Raw genomic sequence first — 12201 nt, 5'->3', positions numbered from 1 at the left:
AGTAGCAGGCCCTACGGCGTGGAAACAGGCCCTTACTTCCCGTCCCGGTAGGCTTCGTATTCGGCCTTTAGCACGGTACAGATATAGTAATCTCCGATGTCGGAAAAGTGCGCAATCGGCTCGTACCACGCATCCAATTCAGCATCGTAGACGCGCTTTTTGAGCTTGCCGTCAATTGCTTTTTGCACCATCTTCCAATCGTTGATGAGCAGCACGCAGTCCGGGTCTACCTGAATGGAGCACTTGGGTATCTTGCCTTCAAAGAGGGCGTTTACGAAGTTGCGGCGGCGGTCCACGCCTGGGTTTTTCTTGAGCCAAAAGTCCCCACTGCCCGCGTTGAGGCAACCGGCTATCTTTTGTCCGTCCGTGTCGGTGAAGCCCGCCAAGGCGGCCCGCACGTCCTTGAAAACGCTTTCCCCGCGCTGCTCCCCAATCTTGTTATTGCGCAGCGAGGCGTCGCCCGTCAGGTACACGGCGCTGCCGTCCCACTGGCGGGCCTTGCGGTCCTTGAGGAACTGTTGGCCCGTCGATTCGATGCCGCTGTTGGGTGGCTTTATGGCGTACTCCTGAAACACGCGCAACAGGATGCCGCCGCCGGGCTGCGGTTCGGTCTGGGCGCAAAACATGGCGCAATACGGCAGGGAGTTGGCGTCCCAGCTTTGCACGATGTTGAGGCCGGGCAAGTACGGGGTGGGCTTGACGACCTGCTTTTCCTGAAACTTGTGGTAGAACTCGTTGCCCGTGCGCTTGGTCGCCCACTGGCCCAAACACCAGACGTGGTAGCGGTACTCATCGGCCATTTCGCCCGTGAGGGGGTCGAGCGTGCCGTAGGCTTCGTAGGTAGCGGCCCGCTCGGGGGGGCACCAGGGGTTGTTGTGGTACGTGGAGTGGACGACCTCATAGGGCACCTGCACGAGTTGCCCGCTCACGTCCACGGCCAGTTGCCCGCTGAAGGTCAGCTCGTGCGGGTGGCCGGTCTTGTCGAAGAACTTCTGATAGAGCCAGAAGGTGGTATAGTCGCCGGAATGGTCGGGGTTGAAGGTGTAGATTTCCTGCAGATAGGAGCCCGGCACGCTGCTGCGCAGGCTGGTGCTGATGACATCGGCCTTCTTGCCGTCGGCCTGGTTCGCTTCCTCGTACCAAGCGTGGGTGGGGTTGCTCAGCGACTTAATCTTGTCCATGTCGTCCATGCCGAACGGGACGAAGCTGTTGCCGTTGTCGCGGCACCAAATGCCCAGCGGGCTCACGCCCCACTTAAAGAGGTGATGCAGGCCCCAGCGTTTGGCCACGGTTTCGAGCGTGGCCACCTGCGAAGGGCCGACGGTGTTGAGGTAGCGGCGCACGAGCACGCACTTGAAGTAGGGCAACTCCAAGCAGTCGAGCAGCAGCTTGAGGGCCACGAAGTCGCTCTTGGTGCTGTCGCGGCCGCCCCACAGCAGCAGGTGGCGGGTGCGGCTGCGCAGGTAGGGCCAGAAGCGGGGGCTGACGGCATCGGGCCGGAGCGTGAGCTTAAGCCGTTTCTTTTGGGCTACCACCGATGACGATTTCTACTTCCGTGCCTGCGGCCTGCCGGTTATCCTTCTCATAGAGGCCGTGCATCCGGGCCGCACGGTCAATGGCAGCGTCGGCGGCGTATAGTTCTACTTTTGGGCCGAACTCGCCAAAGGAAAGCGACTTAATCCGGCCCCCCTCGCGGGCTTCGGCCAACTTCACCAAATCAAGACGCGCCCGCTTTACCAGCACTGGTGGGCCGGCAATGGTATGGGTAGCCAGCGAATCGTTTTCGAGCTGGAGTTGAAGCCGAATGATGGCCCGGCGGCGCTTACGTTGTTTGAATTTGTGCTCGTCTAATTCCTCTTCCTGTAAATTGGCGCGCTTGGCGTATTCTTCCTCAAATGCTATTTCAACCAGAATCTCTTCGATGTAATCTTGTAGGGGCTGTTGAATCTTGGTTGATTCTTCAACGTTCTCAATCTTAAGAAATTCGTTAACACAACTTTGCGCAATCTCGCTGTTGAGCTTGGTTGCCAAGGCGGCGCTAATGGAGTAAGCAGCCAGCCGTTCATCAATGGCCGCCCGTATCTCGACATTCTTCGACAATCGAGAGCCAATCGAATACGCGTACTCTTCCGAATAGCCGGCCTCCTTTGCAGCTTTTGTGCAATTCCCTGACACGCAGAACGCCGCAATAAACCGCTGCTGACGAGCGGTGAATTTTGGCGCTTCTGCTTCCTCTTCGGGCAAGTCCTGTGGCATCATACGGCTCAAAGGTGCAGCAGCGTACCCACGGCCCCAAAGCCGCCGCTGAACAGCAGGCCCTGCACCCACGGATTCACCCGGCGCGGGGCGGGCTTGCGGCGCGGCAGGGTTACCAGCACCAGCTGCTTGGGTTCGGGCAGCAGGTCGGGCAGGTAGCCGGGGCGCAGGCGCCCGTAGTTCTCGCTCGTGAGGCGCCCCAGGCCAGCGGCCCGGTACTGCGGCTCGTCGTTGAGCAGGACGGCCAGCGGCTCGCGCTGGAGCAGCTTGCGTTCCTGCCGGAGCACGGCCCGTGCCACGGCCACCAGGTCGGGCGTGTCGGCACTGAGCAGGGCCAGCACTTCTTCCTGTTCCTCGTAGCGCAGCTTCTGCAGCAGGGCGGGCACGTCGTAGTCCAGCCGGTCCGTGGCGGCGGCCAGGCGCTTGGCTGAGAGGTTGGGGCCGAACAAGGCCAGCAGCAGGGCGTCCGTGTCGGTGCTCAGCGCGTACAGGTGCCGGGTGTAGAGGGCCAGCAGCCGGCGCTCGCGGGTGTAGGCCTGCGTCCGGGTCAGGTTCGCGGCGCGGGCGGCGGCGTTGGCCTGTTCGGTGCGGTAGGGGGTTTTGCTGCGGGTCGGCACGGGCTTTGGCGGGGTGGGGAAGCGCACCACTGCCCAAAGGTCCCACGGGCGGAAAAGCGAATGGCAGCCCGTGGCCTGCCAAAGTTCCACGGCTGCCGCTGCCAGTTGCTCAGGGCTTAGACGGGCAGCAGGGTAAAGGTGCGGGGCTCGCCGGCCACGGGCAGCAGCAGGTACTTGCCGGCGGGCGGGGCGTGGCCGGCGGCGCGGCCCCGGTACTGGCCGGGTTTGCTCGGGTGTGGGTTGAGCAGGTGGCAGGCGGCGGCGCTGAGCTGCACGGGCGGGGCGTGCGTTCGGGCCGGGTGGAGAGCGGCGGGTGGAAGCAGACGCCGGGGGCCAGGGCGGTCAGCAGGGCAGCGGCTTCGGCGTTGGGCCTGGGGTACTTCCCATCGCCAAAGGCCCGCTGTCTAACAACTCGCAGCAGGTAAACATGGTGCGCAACGTGGGCCGTCGCATTCAAGCGGCCGTGGAAACCTATTTCCGCCAGCAGAACGCCGCCGACCAGCTGGCCGGCTACCAATGGGAATTCAACGTTATTCAGGACGATAAGCAGCAGAACGCCTGGTGCATGCCCGGCGGCAAAGTGGCCGTGTACACCGGCATACTGCCCATCACGCAGGACGAAAACGGCCTGGCCGTGGTGATGGCTCACGAAGTGGCGCACGCGGTGGCCAAGCACGGCTCCGAGCGCATGAGCCAGGGCCTGGTGCAGCAGCTGGGTGGCCAGGCATTGTCGGCGGCTCTCTCCACCAACGCCCCCGCCACGCAGCAGCTGGCGTTGCAGGCGTTTGGGGTCGGCTCGCAGCTGGGCCTGCTCCGCTACGGCCGGAACCAGGAAAGCGAAGCCGACCACCTGGGCCTGATATTTATGGCCCTGGCCGGCTACAATCCCGACGGAGCCATTTCCTTCTGGCAGCGCATGGAAGCCAGCGGCGGCGCGCGCCACCCGAATTCCTGTCCACTCACCCCTCCAACGGCACCCGCATTGCCGACATTCAGCGCGAGCTTCCCGAAGCCCGCAAGTACTATAAGCCCCGCTAGTTTTCAATAATTACCTATCCGCATAGGCCCTGTCATGCGGAGAGATTCTAAGTAACGGTTCGGAGTTGATGTACCTTGGCCTGCTATTTGACCTCCCGTTCTCTCCCGAACCGTTACTTATCACCTTCTGCGCATGAGTTTCATTTCCCGCCTGCTGGGCTTAGGCTTGCTGAGCATCCTGTTCTTACTGGTAATGTCCTGCGAATCGACGAAATCGACGACCACTGAGTTCGGCAGCCCCAACCGCGTCAGAGGTGCCGTGCTGGCCAAGCCCGAGAGCCGCCAGATTGTGCACTTCACCGATAGCACCGCTGAATACAAAACCTCCCGCAGCGACCTGGCCAAGGCCTTTATCCGGGAATTTGGCGACGGCACCGTCATCGACAAGGTGCAGGTGCGCAAAGCCCCCGTTGACGCCGGTGGGCCCGTGACCTACTACCTCATTGGCATGGGCCTGCGCAGCGGCAGCTTCCGGGCCATGGCCCTGCCCCTTACCAGTGGCGGCGACGACACCTACTACCTGCGCCCCGGCGCCGAGCGCTACATTCTCAGCAGCGTGGGCTGCCCCGCCTGCTACTTCAACTTCGATAACGGCCGCATTGTAGGCGCCATCTGCGCCGAAAACGCCCCTGGCAGCCACTGCGACCTCAAAGTAGAAGTCAACAACTCCCTTTTCACCGCCCGATGAACACCACCGGCAAATGGCTGCTCCGCGCCGCCCTCACCGCCCTGGCGCTGCTCATCACCACCGACACCAACCGGCCGCGCAAGCCGGCCCCAACGCCAAAAAAGCCCGCTGAATAGCGGGCTTTTTTGGCGTTGGCCACCTTCGTTCAGCTTTGGCTAGTGCTCAACTCGGACCTGCTGGCGCACGGTCTGGCCGGTCGCATTGGGGTAGTGCAGGATGTAAAGCCCCGTTGGCAAGTGCTTCGTGTTGAGGTGAACCAGGCCGGGCTTGGCGGTGCGGCTGCTCACTGGTTGGCCTTGCAGGTTGTAGAGAACTACCTCCCCCCCGCCCTGCTGCACGTATAGCTTGTCATCGGCCGGGTTGGGGTAAACGGCTTCGGGAGCCGGCATGGTACGGTAGGCCTCCGCCTCGCACGGCTGCCCGTCGATGCTGCTGGCCGCATACAGCGTGCGGGTTGCGATGAGGCTGCCGCAGGCAGAAGAAGCCGTTACACTCACGCTTATGCTCTGGCCGGGCCCGGCGTAAACGTATTGATGGTCGAGCCGCCACTGCCCACGGCTACGCCATTCACCTCCCAGCTGTAGCTGACATCAGTTGCCTGCTGCTGGTCGATGGTGGCGGTGAACTGAATGGGTTGATTCGCGCATACCTGGTCGTAGTAGAAAACCGACCCCGGGCTGGGCGTCACGGCCAGCACCCGGTCGCCCAGTCCCACGATGACGGAACCAGTGGCGGAGCTACTCCCGCAACCACTGCCGCCGGCTACCACGTCCACCAGCACGGAGCCGGAGGAATAGGGAGCAGTGGAGGCAGTTACTGTAATTTCGGGCCCTTGTGTGATATACCGGTAGCTGCCGGGCGCGGTAGGGGCCACCGTGGTCGGCGTGAGAAACGAGCTAGGCAGCGTCCACTGGTAGCTTTGCGCACCGGGCACAGGGGCCACCCGCAGGGTCTTTGTTTCGCCCTGGCACAGGTTGGGCAGGGCGGTGAACACCACTGGGGTGAGGTTACTGGAATAGGCCACGGCCAGCGAGGCCTGCGATGTGCTAAAGGCTGCAGGGCTGCAGTTGTAGTCGGCCGTCACGCCAACCGTGCCGGCATTGGTGCCGCTGGGCACAAGCACGATGCTGGCCCCGGTAGCGGCGCCCTGCGGCACCCAGCCGCTAGGATACGACCACCTGAAGCCGGTAAGGCCCTGGCTCTGGCTGGCCGTGGCCGTGTAGGTGCGCGGGGTTCGGTCGCCGCAATACGCTAGGTTAGGCCCGGCGGTAATGGCCACTGTGGGCGTGCGCTGAATGCGAAAAAAGCCCGGCGAACTGATAAGCCGATACGGCTGCGAGGGATAATACGTCTGGTTGCAGTTGCTGCTGTATTTGAACGTGCGCAGGTCCACGTCGCCGCCCGGCGTGGGGGTGAGCCTGATGGTGCGGGTGCCTTGGTAGAGGCGGAAGTTGCCGGGCGTGGTAACGAAGGAAGGAATGAGCGTGGCGCCCGTCACGCCCCAACCGGCCGGTACTTCCCAGAGGTAGGCCGGGATGGGTTCGTTGGGTACATTGGGAAAATTTTCGGCCGGCAATGTGATTTCAACCGGCGACGTGCTGCAGAACGGCACGGCCAGCGAGCCACTGGCCACCGGCTGCCCGGCCACGGAGCGGATGCGGGCGACTAATGGCCTATTGATGTCGTCGTAACCAGTAATGTCACCGTTTGAATTGCGTCTTGGCACCTCAATATTTACCGTTATTCTACCACCGTTGGGCGTATCATCCCACAGCACGGCACAATTAATGTTGCCACCACTGCTGAGCGAAGGCGAATTGGTGAGCATGCCGCCCAAAACACTCACGGGGTTGTTACCTGCTTTCACACGCGACCCCGCCGGAATGCTGGAGAGTATGTAAGTATCAGCTTCGCCCGGACAAACCGTAATTGTCGAACCCTGTGACCAGTTCTGCGCATGTGCTATGGTACACATGCCAAGCATTGCCATAAGTGCACCGATGCATTGATACAACTTGAAGTAAATTTTCTTCATGGAACAATAGATTAAACGGTGAGAAAAAGTGGATATTTTTTGCTAGCGGCCAATCTGGCAATGCAGAGTAACCTGATTGATTAACTGGAAGCGCGTTCTGAATGATTGGTCTGTTATTACTAGACCAGGGTCCCTGGTTAGACTGATAATTTGCCTTGTAACAAGGTCGGTTTGTGTAATGCGGCCACCAATCGTCTCTCTGAAATAGTATACTTTGATAGCCGATTCTGCACTTGCGTACAGGTAAGTACGAATAGCATAGCGTAATCCAACGAAAGGGGCAACTGCCGCATTGAAGCTGCGAAACTGGTCCAATTGTCGGTACTCAGAGGGATTTACTCCCTGGTTGGCGTTGCCCAGCGACTGCTTCCTAGCATCACGGGTAAAACGCGAAAAACCTGCGCTCACATCGGCTCCCAGCGTGCCAGTCCAACGCTTAGAGAATGGTTTAGTCAGCTCCCGTCCTACACTTGCGCCCAGTCCTAACGTATTCAGTATGTATTCCTCGTTGACTTTCACCATCGTAGTAGGTGGAGAAGGATTGTCTTCATCCCGACGACTATAATTTTGGTTCAGCACCACGCCGAAGCGCCACAGTTTATTTGGCGCGGTCTGCCGCTTATACAGCAGCCCCACCGGCAGGCTGCGGTTATTGCGAAAAAAGCCGTCGAGCACGGGGCTGGCCGTCAGGCCCAGGTGGTGCCGGTAGAAGCGGGCGGTGTCGGCGGCGGGCGCGGCCGTTTGAGCATGGGCCGTAGCGGTCAGGGCCAACAAGCAAGCCATTGGGAATAGGCGGGTAATCAACATGAGAAGGAAGAAAAAAGTGGGAGGATGCAGCGATGTGCCCCTGGCAGAACCCGATGGCAAATGTGAGGAGTGAACAAACCACAAAAAAGGACAAAACAGTCGCAGTTGTGACTTGTATTTAATTCACAAAAAAAAATTTAACCTTGATTACAAAACGCAAATGCCCTTTTAGCAGCTTAACGCGGGGGTTAACTTAAACAGTATTGTCCAACTATACTTCAATTGTGACATTGGTCTGATTGCTGAATCAAAAGCCCGTCGGTATTTGTCTGCCGCTAGATTATCCTTTGTTCCCAGCGCCGCGCCGCGCGGCCGCCCCTGGGTGTGGGCAGCCACGCGGCGCGGCGAGGAAAAAACGAAATCCAGCAGCTACCCCGTCACCGTTGCCGCCAGCGCCGCCAGGTCCAGCCCGTCGAACGTGCCGGACGACATGAGCAGCAGGTTGGCGTTGGCCCACTCCTGCTCGCGCAGGAAGGCGGCCAGCTCGGTGCTGTCGGTAATCACGCGCAGGTCGGGGCGCTGGAAGGCTTCGACCACGGTGGCGGCGGCCAGCGGCGGCAGGCGCTTGTGGGCCAGCACCTGCGGGTTGAAGTACACTACCGCCACGTCGGGCGCATCGAAGCAGTGGGCGTACTGCGGCAAAAACGCCGGGTTGAGGCTGCTGAAGGTGTGCAGCTCCAGGCAGGCCACCAGGCGCCGCTGGGGGAACTGCTTTTTCAGAGCCGTAGCCGTGGCCTTGAGCTTGCTCGGGGCGTGAGCAAAGTCCTTGTACACCACCGACGTGGCGCCTTCCTTCACCAGTTCCAGGCGCCGCGCCGCACCGGGGAAGGAGGCAATGGCCTTGAAGAAGTCCTTGCCCTTTATGCCGAGCTGCTTGCAGACTTCCTTGGCGGCCGAAATGTTGCGCAGGTTGTGCTCGCCAAACACCTGAATAGCTACTTCCTCGTCCTTCTTATTGAGCAAGTACGTGCGCCCGTCGCGGATGACGTGCTCGTGCGGGCCGTAGCCCACGTAGGTCACATCGGGGTTGCTGGGCACGGCAATGAGCTGGGTTTGCTCGTCGTCGCGGTCGTAGATGAGCACGCCGGCCTTGGGCGTCATGTCGGCGAAAATGCGGAACTGCTCCCGGTAGTTTTCCTCGGTGGGAAATACGTTGATGTGGTCCCAGCTGATGCCGGAAATCACGCCGATGTGGTGCTGGTAGAGGTGGAACTTGGGCCGGCGGTCCACCGGCGACGACAGGTATTCGTCGCCTTCGATGATGATGATGGGCGCCTCGTCGGTGAGCTGCACCATGAGGTCGAACCCCGCCAGCTGCGCCCCCACCGCGTAGTCGAAAATACGGCCGTGGTAGCGCAGCACGTGCAGAATGCAGGCCGTGATGCTGGTTTTGCCATGCGAGCCGCCGATGACGATGCGCTGCTTGTCGCGGCTGGCTTCGTAGATGTACTCGGGGAAGGAGTAGATTTTGAGGCCTAGCTCCTGGGCCCGGAGCAGCTCGGGGTTGTCGGGGCGGGCGTGCATGCCCACAATCACGGCGTCGAGGTCGGGCGTGATGTTGCCGACGTCCCAGCCCTCCTGCGCGGGCAGCAGGCCGGCGGCGGCCAGGCGGCCTTTGGCGGGCTCAAAAATCTCGTCGTCGGAACCCGTGACGTGGGCGCCGCGCCGGTGCAGGGCCAGCGCCAGGTTGTGCATGATGCTGCCGCCCACAGCGATGAGGTGAATGGCTTCTGGTTTCGGGCTGCGGCTCGTTGCTTCCAAAGTTGTCGGTTGTGGTTTTCGGTTGTTTGTTGTCGGTTGTTAGGAGTCAATTGTGAGTTTTAGAACAATCCTAACAACTCACAACAAACAACTGACAACCGACAACTGACAACCCAAATGTGGGGCCGCGAAAGTACACAATCCGCGCCGCCGGAGCCCTGCCATAACCAAAAGAATCGACTTCCGCCGCCTATCTTTTTCCCCTCTCCCGGGGTTAGCTTTGTATACATGGTGTGGGGCCGGACTTTCGAAAAAAAGCCCGGCCCCACTTTATCGCTGCCCTATACCCCTGAGATTCTATGCAAGACCGGATGGACGACCGCCTGAAGCAATCCGCAGCCCGAGCCAAAGCGGCTCTTGGGCCCCGCGGCGCTGCCGGGATGGTCCCCTTCAACGCGGGCGCGGCCGGCAAGCTGCCGCCCCAGGCTCCCGAGCTCGAAATGGCCGTGCTTGGCGCGCTCATGCTGGAAAAAGATGCCCTCACCTCGGTCATCGACCTGCTCAAGCCCGAGAGCTTCTACAAGGCGTCGCACAAGCTCATCTACGAAGCCATCATCCGGCTGTTTGATAAATCGGAGCCCATCGACCAACTCACCGTGGTGCACGAGCTGCGCGAAATGGGCGCCTTGGAAGCCGCCGGCGCCCGTTTGCCGTGGCCAGCCTCACCTCCAAAGTCAACTCGGCGGCCAACGTGGAATACCACGCCCGCATCATCACCGAATCGGCCATCAAGCGCGAGTTGATTCGCATTTCGAGCGACATCCTGCGCGACGCCTACGAGGACACCACCGACGTGTTCAACCTGCTCGACAACACCGAATCAGCGCTGTTTGAGGTGTCGGAGTCGAACATTCGCAAGAACTTCGACGACATGCGCAGCCTGATGGGCAAGGCCATCAAGGAGCTCGAAGAGAAGAAAAACCAGAAGGACGGCCTCACCGGCGTGCCCACCGGGTTTACCGCGCTGGACCGCGTCACTAGTGGCTGGCAACCCTCTGACCTGGTGATTATTGCGGCTCGGCCAGGCATGGGCAAGTGCCTGGGCAAAGGCACGAAGGTGCTGATGTTCGACGGCGACCTGCGCAACGTGGAGGACGTGCTGCCCGGTGAGCTGCTGATGGGCGACGACTCGACCCCGCGCCGGGTGCTGAGCATCGCGCGGGGCCGCGAAAACATGTACTGGGTGCGCCAGAACAAAGGCGACGACTACCGCGTGAACGAGAGCCACATTCTCTCCCTCAAGCGCAGCCGTAATGAAGGCCCGCATCGCCACGGCGACGTACTGAACATCACCGTTAAGGAATACTTGGCCAAAGGTCCGAAATTCCGCTCGAACTACAAAGGCTACAAAGTGCCGGTCGAGTTTGAGGCGCAGGAGCTACCTGTGAACCCGTATTTTTTGGGCGTATGGCTCGGCGATGGCGCCAGCGACAACTGCCGCATCACGGGCCAAGACCCGGAAATCATTGCTTACCTGCACGAGTACGCCGCTACGCTGAACATGCAGGTGACGGTGGGCGTGGTAGAAAACCGCTGTAACAGCTACGGTATCACCCGCGGCCGGCAGGGCGGCAACATTGCTGAATATTCGTTACAGGACGAACTCCGCCAGTTGGGCGTGTTGGGCGACAAGCATATTCCCCGCGCCTACGCCATCAACTCCACCGAGAACCGCCTGCGCCTGCTGGCTGGCCTTATTGACAGCGACGGCCACCTCGACCCGGTTTCCAACGGCTACGAAATCACCCAGAAAAACCAGCGCCTGGCCCGGCAAATCAAGTTTTTGGGCGACTCGCTGGGCTTCCGCACCTCCCTCACGAAGAAGCGCGCCACCATTTCCAGCATCGGTTACGAAAGCGAAGTGTGGCGCGTGCGCCTCTACGGCGACATCAACCGCGTGCCGGTGCGCGTGGCGCGGAAAAAAGCCCAGCCCTGGGCCTCGCCCGTGGACTGGCGCCAGACCGGCATCAGCGTGGAGTTCGACAACGTGGATGACTACTACGGCTTCGAAATCGACGGCAACCGGCTCTTTCTGCTCCAGGACATGACCGTGACGCACAACACGGCCTTCGTAGTGTCGGCCATGCGCAACGCGGCGGTGGAGTTTAAGCGGCCGGTGGCTATTTTCTCGCTGGAAATGTCCTCGCTGCAGCTCGTCAACCGTCTGATTTCGGCCGAAGCGGAGCTGGACTCTGACAAAATCAAGAAGGGCACGCTGGCCGACCACGAGTGGCAGCAGCTCAACCACAAGATTACCGACCTCTCGGCCGCACCCATTTACATCGACGATACGCCCGCTTTGAGTATCCGGGAGTTGCGCACGAAGTGCCGCCGCCTGCGCTCGCAGAAGGACGTGCAGCTCATCATCGTGGACTACCTGCAGCTGATGAGCGGCAACACCGACGGCCGCGGCGGCAACCGCGAGCAGGAAATTGCCAGCATCTCGCGGGCCCTCAAGGGTATTGCCAAGGAGTTGAACGTGCCCGTGCTGGCCCTGTCGCAGCTCTCGCGCTCGGTGGAAACCCGCGGCGGCGAGAAGCGCCCGCAACTGAGTGACCTGCGCGAATCGGGCTCCATCGAGCAGGACGCCGACATGGTAATCTTCCTCTACCGCCCCGAATACTACGGGCTCGACCAGGACGCCGAGGGCAACTCCACGGCCGGAGTGGGCGAGGTCATCATCGCCAAGCACCGCAACGGCTCGCTCGAAACCGTGCAGCTCAAGTTCATCGGCCGCTTCACCAAGTTCGCCGACCTGGACGGCGAAGGCGCGTTTGACACCAGCGGCTACCAGCCCATGGGCCTGCCGGCCAGCAACTTCGACAGCGAGCCCAGCAGCTTCGCGCCGAACACCATTCGCCTGGGCTCGAAGATTAACGAGTCGCCGGTGCCGTTCCCGAAGGGCAACATGAACAAGCACGAAGACCCGCCTTTTTGACGCTTCACTTAATGAAGAATGAGGAATGAAGAATGGCTGCTATTAGCCGCTCTCAATTCTT

At 61.0% G+C, this 12201-nt stretch carries 12 protein-coding genes; 4 read left to right on the top strand and 8 right to left on the bottom strand.

What is annotated here, in order from left to right; genetic code table 11:
• Window positions 1-32: 32 nt before the first annotated feature.
• The 4 genes from BEN47_RS19505 to BEN47_RS21655 form a co-directional block, all read right to left on the bottom strand.
• The gene (locus tag BEN47_RS19505; RefSeq protein WP_070730975.1) at window positions 33-1535 is read right to left on the bottom strand and encodes a phage terminase large subunit; all 1503 of its coding nucleotides are present in this window, start codon (window positions 1533-1535) and stop codon (window positions 33-35) included.
• Window positions 1510-2259 carry a terminase small subunit gene (locus tag BEN47_RS19500; protein WP_070730973.1) on the bottom strand — a complete coding sequence of 250 codons (750 nt, stop codon included), beginning with the start codon at window positions 2257-2259 and terminating at the stop codon, window positions 1510-1512. Before BEN47_RS19500 ends, BEN47_RS19505 begins: the two co-directional genes overlap by 26 nt.
• Window positions 2260-2264: 5 nt before the next feature.
• Window positions 2265-2873, bottom strand: a complete 609-nt coding sequence (locus BEN47_RS19495; RefSeq protein ID WP_125921827.1) for a hypothetical protein — start codon at window positions 2871-2873, stop codon at window positions 2265-2267.
• Between the two features lie 116 nt (window positions 2874-2989).
• A complete protein-coding gene (locus BEN47_RS21655; protein WP_158011119.1) occupies window positions 2990-3148 on the bottom strand; it encodes a hypothetical protein in 159 nt (52 codons plus the stop codon).
• A gap of 38 nt (window positions 3149-3186) precedes the next feature.
• On the opposite strand from BEN47_RS21655, the gene BEN47_RS19490 reads away from it, so the two are divergent.
• Together BEN47_RS19490 and BEN47_RS19485 are read left to right on the top strand one after the other, a co-directional pair.
• Window positions 3187-3921: a M48 family metallopeptidase gene (locus tag BEN47_RS19490; protein ID WP_070730969.1), complete on the top strand. Its 735-nt coding sequence runs from the start codon at window positions 3187-3189 to the stop codon at window positions 3919-3921.
• A 123-nt stretch (window positions 3922-4044) separates the two neighbouring features.
• Complete coding sequence (locus BEN47_RS19485; RefSeq protein WP_070730967.1) at window positions 4045-4599, top strand: hypothetical protein; 555 nt, start codon at window positions 4045-4047, stop codon at window positions 4597-4599.
• A gap of 155 nt (window positions 4600-4754) precedes the next feature.
• Here the strand turns inward: BEN47_RS19485 and BEN47_RS19480 are convergent, their stop codons facing one another.
• The 4 genes from BEN47_RS19480 to BEN47_RS19465 all read right to left on the bottom strand — a co-directional run bounded on the left by BEN47_RS19480 (window position 4755) and on the right by BEN47_RS19465 (window position 9202).
• Window positions 4755-5096, bottom strand: coding sequence for a T9SS type A sorting domain-containing protein (locus BEN47_RS19480; protein ID WP_070730965.1), 342 nt, complete (start codon window positions 5094-5096; stop codon window positions 4755-4757).
• Window positions 5097-5098: 2 nt separating this feature from the next.
• Complete coding sequence (locus BEN47_RS19475) at window positions 5099-6427, bottom strand: PKD-like domain-containing protein (RefSeq protein WP_070730963.1); 1329 nt, start codon at window positions 6425-6427, stop codon at window positions 5099-5101.
• A gap of 249 nt (window positions 6428-6676) precedes the next feature.
• The gene (locus tag BEN47_RS19470; RefSeq protein WP_070730962.1) at window positions 6677-7441 is read right to left on the bottom strand and encodes a hypothetical protein; all 765 of its coding nucleotides are present in this window, start codon (window positions 7439-7441) and stop codon (window positions 6677-6679) included.
• 369 nt (window positions 7442-7810) lie between these two features.
• Window positions 7811-9202, bottom strand: coding sequence for a UDP-N-acetylmuramate--L-alanine ligase (locus tag BEN47_RS19465; RefSeq protein WP_262490420.1), 1392 nt, complete (start codon window positions 9200-9202; stop codon window positions 7811-7813).
• A gap of 299 nt (window positions 9203-9501) precedes the next feature.
• Between BEN47_RS19465 and BEN47_RS22380 the strand changes: the two genes are divergently transcribed.
• Complete coding sequence (locus tag BEN47_RS22380; protein WP_239691675.1) at window positions 9502-9945, top strand: DnaB-like helicase N-terminal domain-containing protein; 444 nt, start codon at window positions 9502-9504, stop codon at window positions 9943-9945.
• Complete coding sequence (dnaB, locus tag BEN47_RS19455; RefSeq protein WP_070730960.1) at window positions 9855-12140, top strand: replicative DNA helicase; 2286 nt, start codon at window positions 9855-9857, stop codon at window positions 12138-12140. Before BEN47_RS22380 ends, dnaB begins: the two co-directional genes overlap by 91 nt.
• The last annotated feature ends 61 nt before the right edge of the window (window positions 12141-12201 follow it).

Source organism: Hymenobacter lapidarius, assembly GCF_001816145.1.
Taxonomy (GTDB): Bacteria; Bacteroidota; Bacteroidia; order Cytophagales; family Hymenobacteraceae; genus Hymenobacter; species Hymenobacter lapidarius.
Note: the sequence above shows the minus strand (reverse complement) of the source record. Positions and strands in the feature narration are given on the sequence as shown.

Bases quoted from the DNA above. Each gene is read 5' to 3' on its own strand.
- BEN47_RS19500 (WP_070730973.1), bottom strand. From the start codon at position 2,259: ATGATGCCACAGGACTTGCCCGAAGAGGAAGCAGAAGCGCCAAAATTC.
- BEN47_RS19485 (WP_070730967.1), top strand. From the start codon at position 4,045: ATGAGTTTCATTTCCCGCCTGCTGGGCTTAGGCTTGCTGAGCATCCTG.
- BEN47_RS19475 (WP_070730963.1), bottom strand. From the start codon at position 6,427: ATGCTCACCAATTCGCCTTCGCTCAGCAGTGGTGGCAACATTAATTGT.
- BEN47_RS19470 (WP_070730962.1), bottom strand. From the start codon at position 7,441: ATGTTGATTACCCGCCTATTCCCAATGGCTTGCTTGTTGGCCCTGACC.
- BEN47_RS22380 (WP_239691675.1), top strand. From the start codon at position 9,502: ATGCAAGACCGGATGGACGACCGCCTGAAGCAATCCGCAGCCCGAGCC.